The sequence below is a fragment of the Neobacillus soli NBRC 102451 genome, assembly GCF_001591665.1.
GTDB classification, from domain to species: Bacteria; Bacillota; Bacilli; order Bacillales; family Cytobacillaceae; genus Neobacillus; species Neobacillus soli.
This window is the reverse complement of the sequence record NZ_BCVI01000001.1, coordinates 12,206-36,666: the sequence shown is the minus strand read 5'-3', so window position 1 is coordinate 36,666 and position 24,461 is coordinate 12,206. Positions and strand designations below refer to the sequence as shown.

Annotated in this window: 30 protein-coding genes; 5 read left to right on the top strand and 25 right to left on the bottom strand. The window is 38.6% G+C overall.

All coding sequences use genetic code 11. The features are described from left to right. Positions 1-8: 8 nt before the first annotated feature. The 5 genes from spoIIIAE to spoIIIAA are packed head-to-tail and all read right to left on the bottom strand — an operon-like array spanning position 9 to position 3,297. On the bottom strand, positions 9-1,208 hold the full coding sequence (gene spoIIIAE, locus BSO02S_RS00205; RefSeq protein ID WP_066060664.1) for a stage III sporulation protein AE: 1,200 nt from the start codon (positions 1,206-1,208) through the stop codon (positions 9-11). A 28-nt stretch (positions 1,209-1,236) separates the two neighbouring features. After that, positions 1,237-1,650 (bottom strand): stage III sporulation protein AD, encoded by a 414-nt coding sequence (gene spoIIIAD, locus BSO02S_RS00200; protein ID WP_096190853.1) that lies wholly within the window; start codon positions 1,648-1,650, stop codon positions 1,237-1,239. Next, positions 1,643-1,846, bottom strand: a complete 204-nt coding sequence (spoIIIAC, locus tag BSO02S_RS00195; RefSeq protein WP_066060661.1) for a stage III sporulation protein AC — start codon at positions 1,844-1,846, stop codon at positions 1,643-1,645. Before spoIIIAC ends, spoIIIAD begins: the two co-directional genes overlap by 8 nt. 11 nt (positions 1,847-1,857) lie before the next feature. Continuing rightward, positions 1,858-2,373, bottom strand: a complete 516-nt coding sequence (gene spoIIIAB, locus BSO02S_RS00190) for a stage III sporulation protein SpoIIIAB (RefSeq protein ID WP_066060659.1) — start codon at positions 2,371-2,373, stop codon at positions 1,858-1,860. Next, on the bottom strand, positions 2,374-3,297 hold the full coding sequence (gene spoIIIAA / locus BSO02S_RS00185) for a stage III sporulation protein AA (RefSeq protein WP_066060657.1): 924 nt from the start codon (positions 3,295-3,297) through the stop codon (positions 2,374-2,376). It lies immediately after the preceding gene. A 209-nt stretch (positions 3,298-3,506) separates the two neighbouring features. On the opposite strand from spoIIIAA, the gene BSO02S_RS00180 reads away from it, so the two are divergent. Further along, positions 3,507-4,175 (top strand): SIMPL domain-containing protein, encoded by a 669-nt coding sequence (locus BSO02S_RS00180; RefSeq protein WP_066060655.1) that lies wholly within the window; start codon positions 3,507-3,509, stop codon positions 4,173-4,175. A 52-nt stretch (positions 4,176-4,227) separates the two neighbouring features. On the opposite strand, the gene BSO02S_RS00175 is transcribed toward BSO02S_RS00180, so the two are convergent. The 16 genes from BSO02S_RS00175 to BSO02S_RS00105 form a co-directional block, all read right to left on the bottom strand. Next, a complete protein-coding gene (locus BSO02S_RS00175) occupies positions 4,228-4,737 on the bottom strand; it encodes a TlpA family protein disulfide reductase (protein ID WP_066060653.1) in 510 nt (169 codons plus the stop codon). 34 nt (positions 4,738-4,771) lie between these two features. Then, entirely contained in the window at positions 4,772-4,903 is a 132-nt protein-coding gene (locus BSO02S_RS25990; RefSeq protein WP_084374834.1) for a CcmD family protein, read from the bottom strand. Positions 4,904-4,915: 12 nt separating this feature from the next. After that, complete coding sequence (locus BSO02S_RS00170; protein WP_084374833.1) at positions 4,916-5,677, bottom strand: cytochrome c biogenesis protein; 762 nt, start codon at positions 5,675-5,677, stop codon at positions 4,916-4,918. 3 nt (positions 5,678-5,680) lie between these two features. Next, on the bottom strand, positions 5,681-6,361 hold the full coding sequence (locus BSO02S_RS00165) for a heme exporter protein CcmB (RefSeq protein ID WP_066060651.1): 681 nt from the start codon (positions 6,359-6,361) through the stop codon (positions 5,681-5,683). Next, positions 6,358-7,062 carry a heme ABC exporter ATP-binding protein CcmA gene (gene ccmA, locus BSO02S_RS00160; protein ID WP_066060649.1) on the bottom strand — a complete coding sequence of 235 codons (705 nt, stop codon included), beginning with the start codon at positions 7,060-7,062 and terminating at the stop codon, positions 6,358-6,360. The genes BSO02S_RS00165 and ccmA overlap by 4 nt, the downstream gene beginning before the upstream one ends. A gap of 22 nt (positions 7,063-7,084) precedes the next feature. Beyond that, the gene (locus BSO02S_RS00155; protein ID WP_066060647.1) at positions 7,085-8,080 is read right to left on the bottom strand and encodes a hypothetical protein; all 996 of its coding nucleotides are present in this window, start codon (positions 8,078-8,080) and stop codon (positions 7,085-7,087) included. Then, a complete protein-coding gene (locus BSO02S_RS00150) occupies positions 8,077-8,451 on the bottom strand; it encodes a hypothetical protein (RefSeq protein WP_066060645.1) in 375 nt (124 codons plus the stop codon). Before BSO02S_RS00150 ends, BSO02S_RS00155 begins: the two co-directional genes overlap by 4 nt. 12 nt (positions 8,452-8,463) lie before the next feature. Next, the gene (locus BSO02S_RS00145; protein WP_066060643.1) at positions 8,464-8,970 is read right to left on the bottom strand and encodes a cytochrome c-type biogenesis protein; all 507 of its coding nucleotides are present in this window, start codon (positions 8,968-8,970) and stop codon (positions 8,464-8,466) included. 1 nt (position 8,971) lies between these two features. After that, positions 8,972-10,954, bottom strand: a complete 1,983-nt coding sequence (locus BSO02S_RS00140) for a heme lyase CcmF/NrfE family subunit (protein ID WP_066060641.1) — start codon at positions 10,952-10,954, stop codon at positions 8,972-8,974. A gap of 25 nt (positions 10,955-10,979) precedes the next feature. Then, positions 10,980-11,432 carry a cytochrome c maturation protein CcmE gene (locus tag BSO02S_RS00135; protein ID WP_066060639.1) on the bottom strand — a complete coding sequence of 151 codons (453 nt, stop codon included), beginning with the start codon at positions 11,430-11,432 and terminating at the stop codon, positions 10,980-10,982. A 13-nt stretch (positions 11,433-11,445) separates the two neighbouring features. Then, a complete protein-coding gene (locus tag BSO02S_RS00130; RefSeq protein WP_066060637.1) occupies positions 11,446-12,501 on the bottom strand; it encodes a hypothetical protein in 1,056 nt (351 codons plus the stop codon). A 218-nt stretch (positions 12,502-12,719) separates the two neighbouring features. Continuing rightward, positions 12,720-13,403 carry a c-type cytochrome gene (locus BSO02S_RS00125; protein ID WP_066060635.1) on the bottom strand — a complete coding sequence of 228 codons (684 nt, stop codon included), beginning with the start codon at positions 13,401-13,403 and terminating at the stop codon, positions 12,720-12,722. Positions 13,404-13,413: 10 nt separating this feature from the next. Beyond that, positions 13,414-13,866, bottom strand: coding sequence for a PCYCGC motif-containing (lipo)protein (locus BSO02S_RS00120; protein ID WP_342352018.1), 453 nt, complete (start codon positions 13,864-13,866; stop codon positions 13,414-13,416). A gap of 198 nt (positions 13,867-14,064) precedes the next feature. Further along, positions 14,065-14,622, bottom strand: coding sequence for an elongation factor P (gene efp / locus BSO02S_RS00115; protein ID WP_066060631.1), 558 nt, complete (start codon positions 14,620-14,622; stop codon positions 14,065-14,067). Positions 14,623-14,643: 21 nt separating this feature from the next. Next, complete coding sequence (locus BSO02S_RS00110) at positions 14,644-15,705, bottom strand: M24 family metallopeptidase (protein ID WP_066060629.1); 1,062 nt, start codon at positions 15,703-15,705, stop codon at positions 14,644-14,646. A 79-nt stretch (positions 15,706-15,784) separates the two neighbouring features. Continuing rightward, positions 15,785-16,282, bottom strand: a complete 498-nt coding sequence (locus tag BSO02S_RS00105) for a YqhR family membrane protein (RefSeq protein WP_066060627.1) — start codon at positions 16,280-16,282, stop codon at positions 15,785-15,787. Positions 16,283-16,573: 291 nt separating this feature from the next. On the opposite strand from BSO02S_RS00105, the gene BSO02S_RS00100 reads away from it, so the two are divergent. Continuing rightward, positions 16,574-17,518 (top strand): DUF1385 domain-containing protein, encoded by a 945-nt coding sequence (locus BSO02S_RS00100; RefSeq protein ID WP_066060625.1) that lies wholly within the window; start codon positions 16,574-16,576, stop codon positions 17,516-17,518. Positions 17,519-17,574: 56 nt separating this feature from the next. Further along, positions 17,575-17,967, top strand: coding sequence for an SA1362 family protein (locus BSO02S_RS00095; RefSeq protein WP_342351984.1), 393 nt, complete (start codon positions 17,575-17,577; stop codon positions 17,965-17,967). Positions 17,968-18,004: 37 nt separating this feature from the next. On the opposite strand, the gene BSO02S_RS00090 is transcribed toward BSO02S_RS00095, so the two are convergent. After that, on the bottom strand, positions 18,005-18,889 hold the full coding sequence (locus BSO02S_RS00090) for a patatin-like phospholipase family protein (RefSeq protein WP_066060621.1): 885 nt from the start codon (positions 18,887-18,889) through the stop codon (positions 18,005-18,007). A gap of 248 nt (positions 18,890-19,137) precedes the next feature. Here BSO02S_RS00090 and BSO02S_RS00085 point away from each other — a divergent pair, with 248 nt between their 5' ends. Beyond that, entirely contained in the window at positions 19,138-20,067 is a 930-nt protein-coding gene (locus BSO02S_RS00085; protein ID WP_066060619.1) for an urease accessory protein UreH domain-containing protein, read from the top strand. A 3-nt stretch (positions 20,068-20,070) separates the two neighbouring features. Then, entirely contained in the window at positions 20,071-20,439 is a 369-nt protein-coding gene (locus tag BSO02S_RS27790; RefSeq protein WP_066060617.1) for a cupredoxin domain-containing protein, read from the top strand. 140 nt (positions 20,440-20,579) lie between these two features. On the opposite strand, the gene BSO02S_RS00075 is transcribed toward BSO02S_RS27790, so the two are convergent. From BSO02S_RS00075 to BSO02S_RS00065, 3 genes are all read right to left on the bottom strand, one after another. Then, positions 20,580-22,997: a heavy metal translocating P-type ATPase gene (locus tag BSO02S_RS00075; RefSeq protein WP_066060615.1), complete on the bottom strand. Its 2,418-nt coding sequence runs from the start codon at positions 22,995-22,997 to the stop codon at positions 20,580-20,582. Positions 22,998-23,084: 87 nt separating this feature from the next. Further along, entirely contained in the window at positions 23,085-23,291 is a 207-nt protein-coding gene (gene copZ, locus BSO02S_RS00070; RefSeq protein ID WP_066060613.1) for a copper chaperone CopZ, read from the bottom strand. A gap of 189 nt (positions 23,292-23,480) precedes the next feature. Beyond that, positions 23,481-24,215: an urease accessory protein UreH domain-containing protein gene (locus tag BSO02S_RS00065; RefSeq protein ID WP_066060611.1), complete on the bottom strand. Its 735-nt coding sequence runs from the start codon at positions 24,213-24,215 to the stop codon at positions 23,481-23,483. Positions 24,216-24,461: the final 246 nt, after the last annotated feature.

Here is a 24,461-nt window from a genome sequence, read left to right as displayed (position 1 = left end):
TACTCCCCCTATCTCATCATCATCGTCAAATTTCCAGCTGCAACAATGACGGTGATACTTAAAAAGAACATAAGTGACACAATACCCAATGCTGCAAAAACATAGATGACACTCTTGCTAATAATATCCAAACATTTTATAATCGGTCCGCCCCCTAATGGCTGCAGGATAGCAGCAGCGAATTTATAGATAAAGGCAATCATTAAAATTTTTATGGCGGGAAAGGCCACAATGATAAGTAGAATCGCTACCCCGGCAATACCGACTGTATTTTTTAACAGGACTGACGCACTGACAACCGTATCAGTAGCATCGGTAAACATTCTGCCGATGACAGGAATGAAGTTTCCTGTAACAAACTTTGCAGTCCTGATGGTTACACCGTCTGTTACAGCGGCAGATGCACCCTGAACAGAAATAACACCTAAGAACACTGTTAAGAAAAGACCCATTAACCCGATGCTCCAGTTCCTTAGCAGCGCAGCTAATTGTGACACCTTGTATTGTTCGGACATCGTACTGACAATACTGAGCAGGGTGGCTAAAAAGAGGAGCGGCAGAATAATATATTGCATGAATAAACCGCTCATATTCATTAAAAACAATATCACGGGATGGAAAAAGGCTGCCGAGATAAGTCCGCCTGAAGCAGCAATTAGAGCAAGCAAAAGCGGGACAAGTGCTAGCACAAAGGAGATCATCGTCCCAATCGCTTCATTCGTGTAGCTGATTGCAATATGAAAGCTATTCAGGGCGATAATGACTAACACCATATAGACAATTGAATAAGCAACCTTACTAATAGCGCTTTTTTCAAAGGCATTTTGCATGGATTGCAGGAACATACTGAAAATAGTTAACATGATCAGTGAACCAAGTAATTTTCCATTCGCTACAAACTCTTGAAAAGCAAACTTTACTATCCCTTGTCCCCATTGTTTAAAAGAGAACTTTTTCTCACCGCTTACAAAGTCATACAAGCTTCCCTTTTGGCTTTCCGGAAGGAAGCCTCCATATTTATTGGTAATATCCTCCCAATACTGTTTAAGTTCCGTTATGTCCAATGATTTCAGTTGCGCATCCACCAATTCCTGAGCAGAAATAGGGGGAGATGGCTTTTCATTGGATTCGGCGGCAGCTTGGACACTTGGAAGTAAAAAAAAGAATACAAGAATGATAATAGGAATAATCTGCAGCCACTGTTTCATATCTACACCTCATTTTAGGGGACTGTCATTAGCTCGGAATTAGTTTGATAATCGTTTCAATTAAAACAGTTAGAATCGGTATCGCCATGGCGAGAATCATAATTTTCCCTGCCAACTCAATTTTAGAGGAGAGTGCGCCTTGACCCGCATCCTTTGTAATCTGGGCGGCAAATTCAGCTATATAGGCAATCCCGATAATTTTTAAAATGGTTTCAATATAAACCATATTTACATTTGCATTCACTGCAAGTTTCTCGAGCATTGAAATAATTTCATAAATCTTATCCACCAAAATGAGAAAAATGGTACAACCGACAAAGACGATTAAAAGGAAGGCAAAATTAGGTTTCTGCTCTTTAATAATTAAGGCAAGAAAAGTTGCAACAAGAGCTAAGCCGATTATTTTTATGATTTCAATCTTAGGGCCCCCCCTTCTATTGATACAAAAATACGGATTTTATTTTTTGGAAAAGATCATCCACAATCGAGGCCACCTGAAATAAAATATAGATAAACCCGAACAGGGTGACCCACTGGGCGTATTCTTTTTTACCTACTTGATCAAGAACCGTGTGCAAAAAGGCAACAACAATTCCCACTCCGGCTATTTTAAAAATAATATCTACCTCTAAACCCATTGTGTTTCCCCCTAAAATAATAAAATTATCAGTAGCAATCCCGATAAGAATCCCAGACTCTTTACCATCTTTTCGTATATGGCCTGGTTTTGGACTGCATCCGCTTCTTCTCTTTCAAGATGTGTCAGCGTTAGCATGATGTGTTTTTGCTGGGACATCCGATCGTGGCGGCCAAGGGTTTCCCCAAATTGCTTCATAATTTCAAATTCTCCCTGTTTAAAGGCTGTTGATTTCCAAACTTCTCTTAAACTCGCTTCCCAAGCCTCATTTACGGTTGTCTCCGTGGCCGTTAATTTCTTGGCAAAAGATTCAAAGAACGTTGAAAGCGGCTTTGAAAGCTGGGCTGCCAGCCTTCTAGCTGCCTCATGCAGCGGCGTATGCCCATACATGATTTCAGCTTCTAGCGATTGCAGTGCAGACCTTAATGCTCGTAGCTGCTTGGGACGATCACTAAAGCGCCTTGAAGCCTCAAATCCTATCCAAGTAGTCGCGACAATGATAAAAACAGCACCGATAAGCTTAATCATTTAAGTCACACTCACTTTTTGGTTCATTTCTTTTCCACTCGCATTTAATATATGTGTAATCGTTCCAGGACCAGAGGCTCTGCTAAGGACCACGAACCGTTGGAAGATTTTTTGCTCAAGAATATGCTGTAATGATGGTCGATTTCTTACCTCTTCCATGCTCGTCCCATGAGTGGTCATCATTAACTTGATCCCTGCATGAACTGCCTCCTGAATGGCCTCGGCATCTTCTTTCCGGCCGATTTCATCAACAACAAGGACATCTGGACTCATTGAGCGAATCATCATCATCATTCCTTCTGCTTTTGGACAAGCATCTAATACATCCAAGCGGTTCCCAAAAGTCAATTGCGGGATCCCATTAACACATCCAGCAATTTCACTTCGTTCATCGACAATCCCCACTTTACTGGCTTGGATGCCCCTCGCCTTGCTTCCAGAAGAGGCAATTCTTGCAATATCACGAAGCAATGTCGTTTTTCCTGTTTGCGGCGGTCCAATCACCATCGTATGCATCCAGCTGCCTTGAAATATATATGGAATAAGGGGTTCCGCTATCCCTACCTTTTCCCTTGCTATCCGGATATTAAAAGAGGAGATATCCCTTATGGCCTTAACCCTTCCGTCCTCAAGGATTACCTTACCGGCAAGTCCAATTCGATGGCCTCCAGAAACGGTAATAAAACCCCGCTTCAGCTCTTCTTCAAGCGTATAAATGGAGAAATGACTGATTTTATTCATCAGATGAAACGCATCCTCAGGCTGAATAATATACGATAAAAACTTAGGTGCTCCTTTCATCGTCATTTCAATCGGCCGATTAATGCGAATGCGGATTTCTTCCAGTTCATCTTTTTGGTTAGGAGGGATTTGGCTGATTAGGTCGGCTATATTTTTAGGTAAAAAGTTTAGAATCGTTTCCACGAAAGTTCCTCCCTGAAATTCTCTTCTCATTAATTAAAATGTATGCCTGCCTGGTCACATTATGACTTTCAAATCTGTCAATTCTTGCAAACTATATTTTCATTCTATTTTTTTACAAGCATTACTAGAACAAATTTTTATTGTGGAACATTTCTTGAGAATTTACCGTAATTTATATATAGGAACAAACGTAAAGGGGGAAAGGAAACATGTATAATTACCAGCTGCCAAACCGGGGTGGACAGCATCCTAAGGATCATTTAATAAAAGTAACTGGCGAAGGTGAATTGGCGGTACAACCTGACACGGCATCAATCAATATAGGGGTCATAACTGAAAAGAAGGAACTGGTTGCCGCTCAGCAAGAGAATTCTCTTGAAGCGACAAAGGTAATCAATTCCCTGCTAGCACTCGGAATTCTCCAAAATCATTTACAAACCTTCGATTATAGGATTGAATCCAATTATGATTTTGATCAGGGGAAACAAATTTTCCGCGGCTATAAAATAACTCATATATTACAGGTGAAAATAGAGGATTTATCAATGGTAGGCAAGGTAGTTGATACGGCAGTACAAAACGGAGTGAATTATGTCGCCAATGTTAAATTTACAGTGAAAAATGAAGATTCTTTTTACCGGCAAGCCTTGGTCCTCGCCTTAAACAATGCGACCGAAAAGGCAAAAACAATTGCCAGTACATTAAATGTGACATTACTTGCTACTCCTAGTTTGGTCGTCGAAGTAGGAAGTACTGTTCAGCCTTTTTATCATCAACCTGAAACTATGGTAAAGGGACTAAGCTCCACACAATTTGAACCTGGACAAATTGTCGTTAAGGCTAATATTGCAGCGGAATTTCACTATCGAACAGTTTAATAAAAAAGGGATTGAACCAATAATTATGGTTCAATCCCTTTTTCAATTGAATTTAGTTATCATATTTTTTAACCCAATTATACAATTGCATTTCTGTGATGGCACCGTTAAAGTGCTCCCTTATGACGCCTTGTTTATCAATCACGAATGTTTCGGGCTGACCTGTCACATTATATATTTTTGAAACCTTGGCATTATAATCGAAAAGATAGGTCATTCCATCTTTATTATTAGTAGTAACTTTATTAACCTTATCAATCGTTTCGCCGCGGTTAATCATAAGCAGAGGATATTTATCACCATAATCCTTTTGAAATGCTGCTAGTTCAGGGAACTCTTCTTTACAAGGTTTACACCAGCTTGCAAAATAATTCAAGATAATAACCTTATCCTTATACTTCGAAAGCTTGGTGTTGCTTCCATCTATATTTTGCAGCTCGAAATTATATGCCTTATCGCCAATATCCGTGTGCTTGCCTTTCGTAACTAAGCTATAAGCAAAAAAGCCGAACATACCTACAATTAGAATCAATACGAGTAATTTGATAACCCGCTTGTTCATCGTTTTTCCTCCCGACGCCTTTTATCATTACTAGTTATTTTTCTAGTTGTTTTAAGAATTCAATTTCCTTTTTAAGCTTGGTATGTCTTTTACCGATAATTAACACGTAAGCAAATATAACCACCCATGCAACTGAATAAGCACCATACATAAATTCGTAACCCATGATCAATTCCTCCTAGTTTTCTAAGTCTTCTCTTAGTTTTTCTTTATATCGCTCTACCATTATTTTCATCTTTTCAAAAGAAACGCCCTTATGAAGAAGGTAGGAATAAAGAATGGTAAAAGCGGTAATCGTTACGAGCAATGCGACTAGCATGGTATCCTCAATGCCGCCGCCTTTTTGGGAAGGACCCTCACCAAAAACGATTGGGTGAAACTTTGTTTGCCACCAACGAATCGCAAAAAATACAATTGGAACATCAGCAAATCCGATAATTCCAAAAACGGAAGCAAGTCGTGCTTTTTTATCCCAAACACCATCCATTTGCCGAATCATAATATAGGCAATATAGATAAAAAATAGAATCAACGTCGTTATTAAGCGCGGTTCCCAAACCCACCAGGTATTCCAAGCTGATTTCGCCCAAATAGGACCTGTTGTTAAAACAATGATGGTAAAAACAACACCAATTTCCGCCGAAACATAGGCATAAGTATCAAAGATTCTTTTTCGCTTGATTAAAAACAAAATACTAAATACAAATGTGACAAAGAATGCCATGAAAGCAAGCCAAGCAGAGCTTACATGAAAATAAAAGATTTTTTGTGCCGCACCCATTGTTTTTTCTTCCGCAGCAAAGATAAAGATAAAATAAAGGGATACCAGCATGGTAATGACCGCAGCACCAAATAAAATTTTTGATAAATTTGGCTTCTTCGTATCCGTCAATTGAGCTCCAGAAAGCACCGCTTTCCCTCGTTCGAGATTCATACTCATCACTTAAACCTCCAGCACATAATCAATTAGTAAGAAACAAACAACAAAGAAGATAACATCATACGCAGTGACCAATTGGATCCATGCGATGGCACTCGCAAGCTTTTCCATATTCGTTAATATGATTCTGGTTGCTTGAACAACACCGATTAAAATTGGGGTTGTGATGGGAAAAAGCAATAGCGGAAGCAGCATTTCACTGCTCTTAGAATTAGCCGCCAAAGCAGCTAAAAAAGTACCGATTGCGATAAATCCAAAGCTTCCCAAGAATACGACCAAAATAAAATAAGGTAAACTGCCAAGAAATTTGAAATCAAATAATAAGAATAAAAACGGGATTGAAACTAGTTCTACTATTAGCATCATTGTAAAATTCGCGAGGAATTTCCCTAAATAAATGCTCGCCGACTCCATTGGCGCTACCAATAATCCTTGCATCGTATCATTTCGCTGTTCCGAAATAAACGAGCGATTAAGACCTAAAATACCAGCAAACACGATAATAACCCATATGACCCCAGGAATGACCGCTTTTGTTGTATTATTTGCCGGGTCGAAAGCAAAGCTGAAAACCACAATAACAAGTCCGGCGAAGATAATTTGTGTGGTTAGAATTTGTTTAGTTTTTAACTCAGAATATAAATCTTTTTTTGCTAGAAAGAGGGCTGTTCGAAATAAGTTCATGATACACCCTCCACTTGCAGCTCATATTTTTCAGAAACAAAACCTTGATTCCTGGTTTCAATTCTAAAATCATCGACAATCTTACCGTTTTTCACAATGATAATTCGGTCGCAAATTTCAGCTGCTTGTTTGAAATCGTGGGTAACCATTAACGTTGTTGTTCCCTTTTCCTTCATCGAAAGGATGACATTATTTAGAATTGAAATCGCCCCTTGATCCAATCCTGTGTGCGGTTCATCCAAAAGAAGAACCTCCGGCTCATGGATAATTGCCCGGGCGATGGCAATTCGTTGAATCATGCCACGGGAAAAGTTCTTCACCGGTTCATTCAAAAAGAAAGATAATCCAACTTCTTTGACAAGATTAACCGCTCTTTGTTCTACATTATTCACCCCGTAAATATTCCCAAAGAAAACAAGATTTTCTAACGGGGAGTAATGGTCATAAAGCAAGCTGGAATGTGGTAAATAACCTATTACTTTTTTTATTTCGATATGGTTTTTCCTCAAATCCAGCCCATTCATCAAAACATGCCCTGCTGTGGGTTTGATCAAGGTTGCCAGCACCTTTAGAAGCGTGCTTTTACCAGCACCATTTGGCCCAAGGACGGCTACCGTTTCACCTTTATTTACCCGGAGGTCGATACCTCGCAGGATAAACTTATTATCAGCTTGCTTCGATAGCTTTTTTATTTCAATCATAAGAATCTCTCCCAACAAGCGGTTACTCAATAAAATTACGTAGATTTAATTTTACTTGGACAAGGTGTTGCTTATATGCCTCAAGCTTTGCATGATATTCTTTCTCTGAAAGCCGACCATCACCGAAGGTATCCTCTAATTCAATAATTTTATCCATAATTGCTTTTTGCTTAGCTATTAACTGCTTAAATGCTTTCTCTTCCTTATCGGATCCTAGTTTTTCCGCTTCCATTCTTGCTTTCCTTCTAAAGTAGGTATAATAGGAAATTCCGGCGATGATAATGGCCAATAAGATAATTAAGAAAACGTGTGGGTTGAAGCGATGCAGCGGCGACTGTGCCCACATCCTTAGGTGGCCAGGATTATGGAAAGCTGGAGCTGTATGCGTCACTGAACTGTTTTTTCCGCCTTCGCTTATGGTTTCCATAGTTTTCGTCTCACCCGCAGCAGGCTGGACATCTTTGTTATACCTGAGTGTGAACGTTTGGTTTACTTTAATTCCTTCAATACTGTAGCCAAAGTAATTTTGGTCATCAAATTTGAAGATCCCTTGACTAGTCGCTTCGGCGCCTTTTACTTCAATACTTCCTCTTCCTTCTGGGACGAGGATCTGCATCATTTGTACGGGATAGTCTGTTGTTAAATTAATTTCCTTTCCCTTTTCCATTCGATAACTATAAGGCAGCACAACGGTTTGATTTCCCGGAACAGGAGTTGTAGTAATAAAGCCTTTATCCACTTGTTTAAAGGCTATTTGGTTATCTAAAAAATTTAGATCCTTTGCTCCTTTAGGAAGGGTTACAGTTAAAACGGCCTCCCCTTTTCCATCACCAGCAAATTCCCTGTCAGAGGTATTTGTATAGTTCACCATATTCATCATATTCGTTGAACCGTCTTCAGCCGGGCTGACAACAAGGTAATGCATATCAATCGTAATCTTTGGATCCGATGCTGCTAATCCATGAAAAGGGATTAAAAGCATCACCCCGAGGAAGAAAACTGTGATTTTCTTGATCACTTTCCTTCCCCCTTTTTATTCTTATAGGTTTTCATTTGCGCTTCAATTTCCTTTTCCACTTCGGCCATTAAATCTTTATCAACGTCTTTTTCTATCATTTGTTCTTCTTCCTTCATAATGCTAACCACTTCTGATTCATATTGTTTCTTTAAATTTTTGTAATCAGCGTACGAAATTTTATCCATCTTGTACTCAAACTCTATTTCATTGAGGGTTGTCAAGAGGGCCTCTTTTGTCGAAACCAAATCTGGATTCTTTGTGCCGGCATGTAGGTTGGGTCCCCACTTAAAAAACGGTGACAATATTAGAAATAGACAGGATAACGCCAATACGGCCGTAAAAACCATCGAAATGACTGTAATATCATGCATTTTGTTCACATCCTAAAGATACTTTTTGCGTTCTTCATCAATCATGGAAGATAGAATTTCTTCTTCTATTTCATCTTCAGTGTTCTCGTATTCAGTGACTGGTCCTTCGGGCCCCCGTTTTTTCACCCATTTACGAATGATAAATAACACTGCAAGTGCGGCTGCGCCTAATACAACGAAAGGTAGTACCCAAGCGGTTAAGCTGAAACCACTTTTCTCTGGCGCAGTCAATATCTCTTCACCATAAATATTGACATAGTAAGCACGGATTTTATCCTTATCCCAGCCCTTATTCATCATCTCAACTAAATCTTTTTTAAAATCAGTCGTAAGGTTGCAAGTGTTTGGATCACATTCATAATGATCTTGACCACAGCCACAGGTACAGGCGAATTGAGATGCCACCGCTTTGAATTCAGCAGATTTATAGTCGTATTGTTTCGCTGCTTCCACTTGAAGGAATGATCCCAGAAAGATAAAAGCAAACATAAGGAGTCCTATATAAATTTTACTTTTCATATTAAGACACCTCCTTGCGAGCTCCTGTGTATCTCGGAGTGACATTTCCATATTTTCCGTTCCAAACCGCGAACAGCGCACCGATAACAATCATGAAGGAACCAATCCATAACCAGTTCATCATCGGATTTACTTTTACGACAAATGTGGCTTTGCCATCATCTTCCCAAGCACTTAATACAATGTATAAGTCTTCCTTAAGGGAGGAAATAATCGCCACTTCCGAAGAAGGCTGTTCCCAGTTACCATAAAATACTTTTTCCGGCTGGTAGGTGCCTAGTTTTTTACCATTTCTAAAGACTGTGACGTCAGCATAGACGATATCATTGATTCCTTCTCTTTTCTGGTCGAGACGATCATAATTGATTCGATAATCTTTTAATTCAATCGATTGTCCTAAGGAAACGGTTTTCATCGTCTCTAAATCATAATTCTGTGAGCCAATAATCCCCATAGCTATAAAGGCAATCCCAAGATGAACGATATATCCTCCATACCTGCGGCGATTTCTTATCATTAATCGGTACAAGGCAACAAGAGGGGATTCCTTCGTCATTTTTCTTCTGGCTTTTACACCTCTATAAAACTCTAAGAAGTGTGTGATTAATAATAGAATGATAACCCCATACCCGATTACTGCCCATGCCTTCTGGATTCCAAGGACCACCATCAAAACCATGCCTAGAACAGCAAGGATAGCCGGTATCATGAAGTTCTTCTTGAGGTTCTTTACTGTCGATCTCTGCCAAGCAAGCATCGGACAAACGGCCATAACAAACATCATTGATAATAGAATTGGTGCTTCAACCTTATTAAAAAATGGAAGCCCCACCGTTACTTTTGTCCCGCGGACTGCTTCAGATACGAGCGGGAAAATGGTGCCCCAGAATACGGCAAATGCTGCTCCTACAAGTAATAGATTATTAACTAAGAAGCTGCTTTCTTTGGAAACAAAGGAATTAAATTCCCCTGCACTGCGTTTTAGCATATTGTAACGGCTCATTAATACATAGAGTGCCCCGATTACAGCTACGCCCATGAAGATTAGGAAGTATAATCCTAGATTTGAATTGGCAAAGGCATGGACAGAGGTCAGTACCCCGCTTCGTACTAAGAAGGTACCAAACAATGTCAGTGCATAAGAAACAATGATTAAGCTGATATTCCATATTTTCAGCATATTTTTCCGTTCTTGAATCATCACGGAATGCAAGAACGCGGTTGCGGTTAACCATGGCATAAAGGAGGCATTTTCAACGGGGTCCCAAGCCCAGTAGCCGCCCCATCCAAGCTCCACATATGCCCATTGGCCGCCAAAAATATTGCCAAGGCTTAAAAATAACCACGCAATAATCGTCCAGCGTCTTGTCATTTTAATCCAGAAATCATCGACGTTTTTCAAGATTAGTGCTGCCATCGCAAAGGCAAACGGAATGGCTAGACCTACATATCCGAGATAAAGTGTGACTGGATGAATAATCATTCCAGGATTTTGAAGCATTGGATTTAAGCCTTTTCCCTCTATTGGAACGTTATCTAAGAGAAGGAATGGTTTTGCTACAAATCCCAGGATGAAAAAGAAGAAAACCGCATTGGCTAGTAAAATAGCTGAAACATACGGGACCATTGGGTTTCCTTTCAACTTTCTTGAAAAGGCAATCATAATCATGTAAAGCGTTAAGAAGAATGTCCACAATAACAAGGAACCTGCATTACCTGCCCATAAGGCGGTAAGTTTATAAATGATCGGAAGTTCACTGCTGGTATAATCGTGAACGTATTCGTATTGGAACGAAGATGTGGCTAAAAGATAGAACAAGGACATCATGGCCAGTGATGAACAAACTAATAAAGCAATCATCCCGCCTTTGCCACTGTTTATAAGCCTTTGATTTTTTGTACTAATCCCCAGTGTGATTATGAGGAGAGAATAAACCGCCAGTGCTAATCCAATATAAATGGTTGCGTTAGCAAATAAAAACATATCTTCACCTTCTTATGTTTGCCTATTATTTTTCTTTCGGTGGTTGATTTAACTTATCCTTATGTGTCTTAGGATCATACTCTTTGATATCTTTTCCCTCATATTTGGAAGGACATCTTGTTTTTACTGATTCGGCTTCGAATGTATTTTTCTTTGTGGGAGATCCCTGCAAAATCGTAATAACCCCCTCAGAGAAGTTATCTGGTTTTGGGCCATTATGAATGACATGCAGTACATTACCTTCGTTGTCTTTTACATCAAATTTCAATTCAATTTTGTCTGCATTCCATTTAATCGAATCTTCGACTAATAATCCTTCAACAGTAACAAAATCGTCTTTATGTTCATCTTGAGTAGCTACAAGCTCCTTCATCGTAAGTTCCACTCCGCTTGAACCTGGGGTTGCTGCCATTAGCAGGAAAACAATAGCCCCTGCAATAATAAAACCGCCCAGCATAACAATCGTATTTTTCTTCATCCCTTTCACCTCATTAAATTAATTTTTTCATTTCTTCATCGTACATTTCTTGATCGATCTTTCCGGTTAAAAGCTTTTTGCGTAATTCCTTTTTTTCTTCGGCATTGGTGGAATTGGAGCCCAACTTGTTAGTTTGTGTTTGTTTCTTTGATGGTTGTTTTTTCTGTTTTGCAACCCTTGCTGCCGCTTGCTTATTCCCTTTTAACCCCAGGTAAACAAAGATACCGGCAATAATAATTGCTATTCCGATAATCGATGAACCACCGATTCCAATAATCGGACGTTCCGAGGTTTCTGTGGTTCCTCCATTTTTTACTACTTGGTCTGTTGCATTTACACCACTATGGTTTTCATCATTGGGAGGTTGTTTTTTGTTAATCGCTTCCATCGTTGATTCGGTACCGTCTTTCTGATAGGAGAAAGAATATTTCAATCCATCTCCTGCCTTTACGTTTTTATATTCATAGTAATAAAGCTCTTCTCCATACTCATTTTTTGAATTATTATCTGATTTTGGCTCAAGCTTTATAGTCTTTGCATTCATTGGAGCATAAAAGATAACATCTAGTAATTCGATATCGGCTTTATTTGTTAGTTCGTATGTAAAGCTTTTTTTGTCTTTAATCGTAATAGATTTTGTATAGTACTCGATGACAAATTTATAGGTTTCGTTACTTTTAATTGCCTTCGCTGGCTTCCACGTAATGATTCCTTTTTCTTTATCCACATCAAAAGGACGTTGCACTTCTGGTTTATTTTCCTCTGGAAACTCTGCTACCAAAGAGGCTTCAAACCCCTTTTCCATTGCTGGAACAGGAATCTCAATTTTCCCCTCATAATCTTGACCACTCTTGTTCGTAATTGTTCCATACTGCCCCACTAGTAACGAAGGAATATCTTTAGATTCCCAGCCTTCAGGATAATCAAACTCAGGCATCACCTGCACCTGCATTTCCTTAAAAGGAAACTTTTCAGCCTGAAATACTGTTTCAGCACTAGTCTTTGGGATGATGAAATTCGATAAAAATGATAAAATTACAAATACCGCCAATAATTTATTTTTAAGCATCCTAATCCTCCATGACAAAAAACTTGGTTATAAACTACTGTTTTTCACTATAGTCCTCTTTGAAATAAATATAATCGTTATCTGCCACTATTTGTTAAGCTACTCTTGAACATTTTGTTAAAGGATATAAAACGTTTTTTTTTCGTCAAAGAAAAATCACACAAAGTTCACATCTATTAAATCAGCGATAAAAAAGCCTTGAATCCGTTCGCACGGATTCAAGGCTTAAGGTAATCATTTTGTGTTTCTTCTTTTGGATTAATTGAACGAATATAACTAACAATATCTGAAATATCGGCTTTCTTTAGCTGGCGTACCCCTTCAAGACCTTTTAATGATGGGCCCATTCGAGTTTCCTCACGTCCATATGCTGTATCCGTCCAAATTTGTTTATCAGTTGTGTATTTCAAGTATTGGGGATTTGCAAGAGCAGGCCCCATTTTAAATTTACCAGCACCAGCTTCACCATGGCAATTCATACAATAAACATTATATTGTTTCTTGCCATTTTCAGGATCACCAGCAATGGTTCTTGGAACTTCCATTTCAATTTCTTTCGTTTGCCAGTTTCTAATAAACGCTACTAAATTATTCAAATCTTTTTCTGATAATCTTGGTCCATAAGCCGGCATGGCTGTCCCAATTCTACCGTGTTTTATATAATTGTAGAGGTCTTTATTGGAAACAGTGTTTAAAAAATGCTGATTGTTTAGGGCTGTCCCAGCATTCGCCCCTTCACCTTTTCCGGTTTCACCATGACATAGTAGACACTGTTTATTGTAAACCTTTTCACCGGCTGTAGCAGCCTTAGAATCCTTACCATTGATGATGATACTATTACTAATGACAGCAATTATACCAATAATAATCAAAATGTAACTTCCGATTAATATTTTTTTCATGGGTTACTCCTTACTTTGGTTCAGGTGTTGGAGTTGGATCCCCAAAATCTTCATATTTCTTCGTAATTAGATCGTAGATTTTCTTAGGGCTTTTACCGTCAAGATGCATATCTACCGCCTCCCGGGCGATATCGACACAGACATCTCACGCTATACCCATTGAATCCCATTCTGCAACAGCATTATCGTCACCAAAATGATCAATAAAGCAATCCAGATTACTTTTATGTCCGTCCGAGACACCACAACCACAATAGCATGGAACTTGGGCTACTACCTCCGGATATTGTGAAGCCATAATATATGTTTGTTGTACTTTTTCAGAAGTATTCAAAACATAATCAGGCAGTGGCTGATGTTTTTTTTCTAGAGAAAACTTTTTACTATCGACTTTTGAACCACACCCTGCGACGATTAGCACGACTGAAAAGATAAGAAATAATAGAGTGGTCATTCGTTTCATTGTATTTTCACCCCTTTTCATTTTCTTTATTCTCATTCATTTTAGCAAAAAGGACTTGCCCCCACGGCTGCAAATTCTTACTATTTAGTGAAGTTTTTAAGATAATGAAAGTAATAATAGAATATTTTTTATATTTATCCAGAATTGTAATAGAAAAAAAACCATAGCCCGTTAACTAACGGGCTATGGCTTTTGACTCTATGCTCTTGATACATAAGAGGAATCAGTTGTATTAATAATTAACTTATCCCCTTGGTTAATGAAAAAGGGAACCTGAACGGAAAGACCAGTTTCAAGGGTAGCAGACTTGGTTCCGCCAGAAGATGTATCGCCTTTAATGCCGGGTTCTGTTTCGGCAACTTCTAAAACAACATTGTTTGGCAATTCGACGCCAAGAGTTTCGAAATTATACATCATAATCTGTACTTCCATGTTTTCTTTTAAAAACTTTAATTCATATTCAATCGTTGCAGCAGGAAGTTCCACCTGTTCGTACGATTCCATATCCATAAATACATGCGCATCACCGCTAGCATACAAATATTGCATTTTACGGTTATCAATTTGTGCCTTTTCCACTTTTTCACCAGCACGGAACGTTTTTTCTTGGATCGCTCCATTACGAAGATTACGTAGCTTGGAACGAACAAAAGCTGCCCCTTTACCTGGCTTTACATGCTGGAAATCTAGGACGCGCCAAAGGCCGCCATCCACTTCAATTGTTAATCCTGTTTTAAAATCGTTAACAGAAATCATTTTTAAATCCTCCTATGTTCCTTACAAAATTATTAAATCTTTTGTTGAATGGGTTAGAGCTTCGTTATGGACCTTCGTAATCAAGGTATCATCTTCAATTCGCACGCCGCCAAGTCCTGGTATATAGATACCGGGTTCACATGTGACAACCATACCTGGTTCTAAGATGATATCCGACTTCATGGAAAGGCCAGGACCTTCATGAACCTCAAGTCCGATCCCATGTCCAGTCGAATGACCAAAGTATTCTCCATAACCTTTTTCTGTTATGTAGTCTCTCGTTAACGCGTCTGCTTCCTTCCCCGTTATGCCGGGTTTGAATCCAGCCATGCCTTGAAGCTGTGCTTCCAGAACAATATCATAAATTTCTTTCAGCTTAGGATCAGGATTACCAACAGCGACAGTCCTCGTAATATCAGAGACATACCCGTTGTAGTAGGCACCATAATCCATTGTTACCATATCTCCAGATTCGATTACTTTATTACTTGCTACACCATGTGGAAGTGCAGAACGACTTCCTGAAGCAACAATCGTATCAAAAGAAGAAGAAGTTGCCCCAGCCCTTCTCATAAAGAACTCTAATTCATTCGATACTTCTAATTCAGTTTTTCCAGGACGAATAAATTCCAAGATATGCTTAAATGCCGCATCAGCAATATCCGCTGCTACCTTTAATATCTTAAGCTCTGCATCGGTCTTTATCAAGCGTAATTTTTCAATGACACCTGTTATCGGGACAAGTTCAACTTCAACTTCTTTGTCATATACTTTAAAGGAAGAGTATGTTATATAATCTTCTTCAAATCCAAGCTTTTGAATACCTAACTTTTTTGCTAACAAAGCAACTTCCTGGGGAATAGAACCGGAAAACTTTACAATTTCAAAACCTTCACATTGTTTTGAGGCTTGTTCAATATAGCGAAAATCAGTAATAAACAATGCCTTGTCGGCGCTAATTAAAACAACACCAGCTGAACCTGTAAAGTTAGATATGTAGCGGCGGTTATATGGACTTGTAATTAACATCCCATCAATTCCATTTGCTGAAAGTTCTGACCTTAGTATTTCTATTTTTTCCATTAGTCTCCACTCTCCTTTACTAATCCATGGCGGACAAAAATATTTTATCACAACCAGCCAATTACGACTAACCTAAAACTTAGCTGGATGTCTCTTTCTTTTGATCTTTATTATTTTGATATTCATAATTTATGGAATAACCTATGAAGATTCCATATACGATATATAAACAAATAGAAGTAATAATGGTATCCCTGCTTAAGTCGAAAAAGGGCTTAATTCCTGGAAAAAGAGGATTAAGTACAAAGAACACCAGCAGGAACAAGACAAGGCCATAGCCTAAACCAAACCAGATACTTTTGAATTTTTTTAACAAGGCATAGTAAACAAAAGCTACCCCAATAGAAAGTAATCCAATTAATATGATCGAAATTACTGTTCCAAGCCAGCCACTTTTCCAATGTCCAAGGGCCCATGGTTCTAGTATGACATTGGGGCGAATCTCTGTAAAACTTAAATAGCTTGCAATAAACCCAATCGTCCCCAAAAAAATACCTCCAAATAATCCAGTCCAAAAGACCATTACCGGGAATGACATGGGGCCAGGGTAATTACCTGTTTTCTGCACATTAGCCATTATTACTACCTCCGTTTTCTCTCTGATAAGTCAGGAAGATCCTTATGCATTTAGAATCTGCTTGTTTCCATGCTTTACAACTAAAAACATGGAGGGCAATAATAAATTCCACTTTATTATGCCCTCATGTCTTCAAACCCTTACATGTAAAAAGTCTTTTTCCAATTTTAATATGGAATTATTATGTCATTCCTAGAGGTTTTTTCGTTTTTCTAGTAGAATAAATATAAGTACATACAGATTTACTTTTTCTGCTGGTGTGCAACTTTTGATTAGGCTGGTGTTTATGATATGTCCAATTCTCAAAAACCTGTGTATGGTGGCCAAGCGGTTGTCGAAGGAGTAATGTTTGGCGGAAAACATCATTATGTTACCGCAGTTCGCAGAAAAGATCGTTCTGTTGAATACTTTCATTTACCCCGCAAGGTAAATCCTACGTTGGCAAAATTAAAAAAAGTTCCATTTCTCCGTGGGATCATTGCGATTATTGAAGCAAGTGCCAATGGATCAAAACATTTAAACTTCTCTACAGAAAGATTCGATGTTGATCCAAAAGATGACGATACGATAAAAGAAAAAGAAGTTTCTAAATTTGCGATGTACCTAGGGGTAGCAGCAATAGGCATCATTTCGTTTTTATTTGGAAAATTTGCTTTTACATTAATTCCTGTTTTCCTGGCAGTATTGACGAAACCGATTTTCCCTTCAGATGTTGCTCAAGTGTTAGTGGAAGGTTTCTTTAAGCTGCTGCTGCTGCTAGGCTATATTTACTTTGTATCACTTACTCCCCTTATTAAAAGGGTATTCCAATATCACGGAGCGGAGCATAAAGTAATAAATACATTTGAAGCAGGGGTTGAACTAACCGTTGAGAATGTGCAGGCACATTCACGCCTCCATTACCGCTGTGGCAGCAGTTTCATCCTATTTACAGTCGTCGTTGGGGTTTTCGTTTATTTGCTAGTACCCACCTCTCCACTCTGGTTACGGATTGTGGACCGTATTCTCTTAATTCCAGTCGTGCTTGGAATTGCTTTTGAAGTTTTGCAAGTCACCAATAAACTTCGAGATATTCCAGTATTGAAGTATTTAGGTCTTCCGGGACTATGGCTCCAACTATTAACAACGAAGGAACCTTATAATGACCAAGTGGAAGTGGCAATTCTCTCCTTTAATGAATTATTAAAAAGAGAAAAGGAAACAGAGTTCGGAATGAAAAGTGAGGAAATTGTCTAAATCTTTGTTTTAGGTGTTTAAAAGATTTAAAAAATGCTTAAGATGCTCTTAGGGAGGTGGCTTTATTGAAAAATCGGACTTCTGTTTTTATTGTTGGGGGACTTATCATTCTTGCACTAATTGGCCTTGTTGGCTCGTTTACAGCAAATCCTGCCGGTTTCATTCAGAGAATAGCTGTCATCGCAGTGATTGGTTTTATTATTTATCTTGTTGTTCGAAAGTTTTCAAACTCCAGCCCTCAGAAAAAAGAGCAGCGGGCATTTCTTAAAGCAGCCAAAAGATCAAAAAAACGATTTCATCAAAAGAGTGGGGATTCAACTGTAAAGACCTCCTCTCTGGGATCGTTAACCTCATTAAAGAAAAGCAGCAAGACAAAAAAGAAATCTCCTGCTCACTTGACCGTCATCGACGGCAAAAAGGGGAAAAAGAAAAATCGAGCATCCTTATAGATGCTCGATTTTTCTTTTGGTTGTTTGCAGTTTTCAATTAATAAACCCATTTTTCCAAAAACTGTTTTGCCTGCTTCTTACCCTCCTCAAATAATTCCCGTTTCTTTTCCACAGATAAGTGAAATTCGGTGAATAAAACACCTTTAGTAGGGATAAAGATAATATCCTTTACATGTTTTTTGGAAATATACCGTGCATCATGGGCATCCTTCATCGTTTCAAAAAGGGCCCCAAACAGTTGAATCCCATTTTTTATTTTATGCTTTTCATGTTCATACTCACTCGAACTTAATTTAATACCAAGCACAGGTCTTATTTTTTTGACATTTTCCTGATCAAAAAGCCAAATTGGAAAGTTGCTTAAGACCCCGCCATCAACTAAAATATTGATACCTTCAACGGAACGAAGTTTAACAGGTTCAAAGAAATATGGGATGCTGCAGCTCATTCTTATTGCCTTAGCGATTGAGAACGCCCCTGGTGAAATCCCGTATTTCTGTAAATCATCTGGCAATACGACCATTTTTCCATTCGAAAGATCTGAAGCTACGACACGAAGTGCTTGGGGTGGTAAATCTGAAAAAGTCCTGATCCCTTTTGCTTCAAGTTTCTCCTTTATCCACTTTTCAAACTCATCCCCTTTATAAAGCCCGAGCTTCCAATACAGAAACAGCCATTTTGCTAAAGGAAAAGGGACGATGGTTTTGCGGGCATCCAACAGTTTGGATATATCTAATTCATCAATCATCTTGTAAACTTCTTTACTCGTATAGCCGGCAGCGATGAGCGCGGCGAGGATTGAACCTGCACTTGTTCCAGCTACCCTTACAAACTGCAAACCCCTGCTTTCAATTTCCTCATAGGCCCCAATTAATGCAAACCCTTTGATTCCTCCTCCGGAAAATACACCGTCTATTTTCATGGCAGTCACTCCCAATGATAACCTCATTGTTACATCTTTAAGCGGCTGCCATCAAAAATAGTACGGAAGACAAGAAGAATATTTTTTGTATCATTCCGGACGAAAAATACTGCTTCATTAATTGTTAATTTTTTATCCACAATTTGTTCACTACAATCCTTTCTTTCTTCATATCATCAACATATCTATTTCATAAACTTTATACATCAATTAATGTTTCTTATTAACATGTGAAGGTTGGGAACCTTATGGGCAAAAAAAAAGAAAGACTTAAGGTGTACGATATGACCTGTACATCTTGCGAAAAGAGAATTGAAAGAACAGTCAAAGAGTTAAATGGGGTAATTGATGTAAAGGCAAATTTTAGCGGTCAATTCGTAAATATTGAGTTTGATGACGAGTTATGCACCATAAACCAAATAAAGGCTGCTATTAATCGTGTTGGATACAGTACAGAAAACGGGAAGGGCATTAAGTTTATAGGTATTCTCATCGTGGCAGCGGCGATTGTGCTGTTAGGAATAAATACAGGCAGCTTTAATATGGAAGATAAACTTAAAAATGCTTCTTATGCTGTTTTATTTATTGTCGGCATCATATCCTCCCTCCATTGCGTAGGCATGTGTGGTGGAATCATGCTTTCCCAAACGATCGGAAAAGAAAGTAAAAACAAGTTTGATGCCATGAAACCTGCCATTTTATATAACCTAGGAAGAGTAACATCATATACCATTCTGGGTGGAATGATTGGAGCGGTTGGTTCTGTTTTTGCCCTTTCACTGACAACCAAAGCGGTGCTGCAAATATTCGCTGGAGTATTCATGATTATGATGGGCTTTAATAGGGCAGGATTTAAAACCTTTAGAAAGATTCAAATTAAAATACCGACTCCATCGTGCAAAGTGATGGGGACAAATAAACCGAAAACCCCCTTTCTTGTTGGGCTAGTAAATGGGTTTATGCCATGCGGACCGCTGCAGACAATGCAATTATATGCTTTAGGAACAGGCAGTGCGGTAAGTGGTGCATTATCTATGTTCATGTTTTCAACTGGAACCGTGCCACTAATGCTAACCTTTGGAGCTTTATCAAGCATGTTAAGTAAAGGCTACACAAAGAAAATTCTTAAATTTAGCGGAATCCTAATTGTCGTTCTTGGCCTGATAATGAGTAATTGAGGTATGGCGCTGGCAGGGATGAATTTAAGTCCAACTACTATGCTGGCTTATATTGGGGTCTTGGGTGAGAGTCGAGCGTCTGCATCAAAGGCAACAATGAAGGATGGGGTGCAGGTTGTCAATATGACAGCTAATGTTACCAGCTATACCCCGAATACACTATATGTAAAGAAGGGGATACCCGTTAAGTTGGTAGTAAATGCGGAGCAGCTAACCGGCTGCAATAGTACCATTGTAATCCCAGATATGAATATAGAACAGAAGCTTCAAGCTGGTAAAAATATCATTGAATTCACTCCAGTTAATGAGGAAATTCCGTTTAGCTGTTGGATGGGAATGAAACGTGGAATCATTAAGGCTATAAATGAATGACTATATTTGTAATGAGCTTTGAAATAACAACATTATTTTCAAAGCTCTTTTTTTTTTACTATAATCTTGAAGCATGCTAAAAGGCTGACAATTATGTGTCAGCCCCTTTACAACTTAGTTATATTGTTTTCGTTATCCAATTATAATTTAACTTTTTGTAATCGTAGTGCATTAAGAACAACTGAAACGGAGCTGAATGCCATGGCAGCACCGGCAAGCCATGGGGCCAAAAATCCAAGGGCCGCAACTGGAATGCCCAGCGAATTATAACCAAGCGCCCAGAAAAGATTTTGTTTAATATTTGTTATGGTCTTCTTACTCATGAAGATGGCATCAGCTATACTAGTTAAGTCTCCACGAATGAGTGTAATATCTGCAGCTTCCATTGCGACATCTGTACCCGTTCCGATAGCCATGCCAATATCAGCAACGGCTAGGGCTGGAGCATCATTAATTCCATCACCGACCATAGCTACTTTCTTCCCTTGTGCTTGCAGTTTCTTAATTTCTTCAGCCTTGCCCTCTGGAAGAACCTCGGCAATTACATGTTCAATACCTGCCTGACTAGCAATCGCTTTGGCCGTCTGCTGATTATCACCTGTAATCATTATGACATCTAGACCCATCTGTTTAAGGCGGCTAATCGCCATCTTTGACGTTTCCTTAATGGTATCCGCAACAGCTACGGTGCCAGCGTACTGACCATTTATAGCTACGAGCATGGCTGTTTTTCCTACCCTTTCCATTTCATTCATTTTCTCAAGGGCGTGGGCAACATCCACGTTATGCTTACTCATTAATTTTCTTGTACCAACTAATAATTCATTACCATCAACGATTGCTTTAATACCAAACCCAGGTATAGCTTCAAATTCTGTAACAACTTTCAAAGAAATGCCTTTATCTTTTATTCCTTGGACAATCGCCTCAGCAAGTGGATGTTCTGATTGCTTTTCAGCTGCCCCAACAAATGCTAGAAATTCTTCCTCTGGATGCGAACAGTCAGTGAAAACATCCGTTAACACGGGTTTTCCATTGGTAACTGTACCGGTCTTATCTAAAACAACCGTGGATATCCGGTGAGTCATTTCTAAATGTTCCCCACCTTTAAACAAAATACCAAATTCTGCTGCACGACCTGAACCAGCCATGATTGATGTTGGTGTTGCTAGACCCAGTGCACATGGGCAGGCAATAACAAGCACCGCAATTAACTTCTCTAATGCCTTAGCAAAATCTCCCGGTGTGACCCAGACATACCATACAATAAATGTTATGACAGCGAAGGCAACGACAATCGGAACAAACACTCCGGAAATTTGGTCGGCAAGACGCTGGATAGGCGCTTTTGAACCTTGAGCCTCTTCCACGACTTTAATAATCTGTGCCAAAGCAGTGTCCCGGCCCACTTTTGTCGCTTCAACTTTTAAGAAACCATTTTTGTTCAGAGTAGCACCAATTACATCATCACCTATCTTTTTATCAATAGGGACACTTTCTCCGGTTAGCATTGACTCATCAATAGCTGATTGCCCTTCCGTAATCATTCCGTCTACAGAAATCTTTTCTCCTGGCTTAATATAAAGGATATCGCCAACAACAACTTCTTCGATTGGAATCTCCATTTCTATGCCATTACGTTCGATTGTTGCCGTCTTAGCTTGAAGGCCCATTAATTTCTTAATTGCTTCTGAGGAACGTCCTTTAGCTTTTGCTTCAAACAGCTTTCCTAAAATGATTAATGTGATTAATATGGAACTTGTTTCATAATAAAGCTCTACTTCATGAGCACTATTTCCCATTAGGGACATGATTGATAAATATAAACTATAGAAATAAGCTGCTGACGTACCTAAGGCAACAAGTACATCCATATTGGCACTTTTATTTTTCAGGGCTTTATAAGCACCCATATAAAACTGGCCTCCAATAATGAACTGAACTGGAGTGGCTAAAACCAACTGGAACCAAGGATTCATAAATATCTTCGGAACCCATATAAAGGATGTAAACGAAAAGTGACCAACCATGGCCCATAAAAGTGGGAATGATAGAATCGCTGCAAAAATGAATTTTTTCGTTTGTTTGGCAATTTCCTTCTGGCGATAGTCACTTGTGTCTTTCGACTCTTCTTTTGTTTGAGCCCCATAACCAAGGCCTTCCACTTTTTTGAGTATATCATTAGTAGTTAAGACGGACCCGTTGAACTCGACTGTTGCTTTTTCAAGTGCCAAGTTCACATTCGCCTTCATGACGCCATCTAACTTATTTAGGCCTTTTTCAATTCTTGTCGCACAAGCTGCACAAGTCATTCCTGTAATATCAAACTCTGCCTTTTCAGTGACTACTTCATAGCCTAAATCCCTAATTTTTTTTTCAATATCTTCGACTTTGATTGTTGCTGGGTCATACTTTATTGCCGACTTTTCCAAAGCAAGATTAACAGTGGCTGCCTCCACTCCCGTTAATTTATTTAGACCCTTTTCAATTCTAGTTGCACATGCTGCACATGTCATCCCAGATATTTGCAAACTGGTTTCCCTTATACTTTGACTCATAAAAGTCAACTCCTTATACCCTGCATAGGTTAGGTATATAATTTTGAGAAAAGAACGTGCTATGTACTAGCACGTCTTTTGGTTATTTTATTTCACATCGTATCCTTGTTCCTCAATCTCTTCCTTAATTTTATCTAATGAAAGCTTTTGTGGGCTAAATTCTACATCTACTGTAGATGCTTTCAGATTAACCTTTACGGAAGAAATACCGTTAAGCGCACCAACACTTCCTTCTATTGCTTTAACACAATGATTACATGACATTCCTTCAACGTTTAATGTTACTTTTTCCATCAAAAATCTCTCCTTTAGATATTTTATGTTATTTATACACTTATATTACTATACCCCCCTACCCTATGTAAAGAGGTTTGGTTTTATTTTTCAAATAAACTTTTTCAATTTCAAAATTTGTTCACATATTGCTTCAAATGGGTTTCCCGGACCATAATCATAATTATTCTATTTCATTAGTGGTCTTATTCACAATGACCAATAGGTTAAAGTATCAAATATTCCTAAAATAAGCATAAAAATACCAGCAATCCGCTGTACAAATGTTCCAAATTTCCGCCCTTTTTTCATTAACATTCCACTTCCGCCAAGATACCAAATGATGAAAATAACAAATAAAAGTGGTAAGGCAGTTCCTAAAGCAAAGATAGATGGGAGAATAAACCCATACGGACTTGACAATACAACTGGCATTAAGGTTACAAAAAACAGGATAAACATTGTCGGACAAAAAGCTAAAGAAAAACTAAGTCCAAGCATGAACGATCCAAATCTACTTCCCCTCTTGTATTCATCGGTCTGCTTAAACAACTTTATAGTCCCCTTCAATTTTATAAAGCCCAACATATATATTCCCACAATAATTAAAATTGGACCCATAATTTTCCGCAGCCACGGAAAATACAGCGTTAGATTTTGTTCAATTCCTTTGCCTAGGAGCCATACTATTCCACCTAATAGAGAGAAAGCAACTATTTTACCCAAAGTGAAGCTGAAAACATCCTTCCATATAATCTTCTTTTGGATGGAACTGTTCCCATACAACATAATTGCACTTATATTGCCCGTAAGCTGGCATGGTGCGAGTGCCCCGACAAGACCTAATATTAATGCAAATACAATCGGCCAGGTTTCCAAACTATTGGCCATAGTAAAAAATGGTTGACTTAGGAGAGAACTTATTTGGCTAATTAAATTATACATAAAATCACCCTAAACTTTGTTGTAATAGAATTACGATAACATAATAGTCTGTTGATAGTATTGAGCTTATTGATTGTTCAAATAATATTCATTTTTTACGATCGTTTGAAGAAGTGTAACTTAATTCAAGGGGAGATTATTACTCATTTTAGTAGCAAAAAAAAGAAGCTGGCAAACTTTGATGGCTGCCAGCCTCTTTCTTACATAAGTATTATTCTTAAAGAATGCATATATTCCTCAGAATAT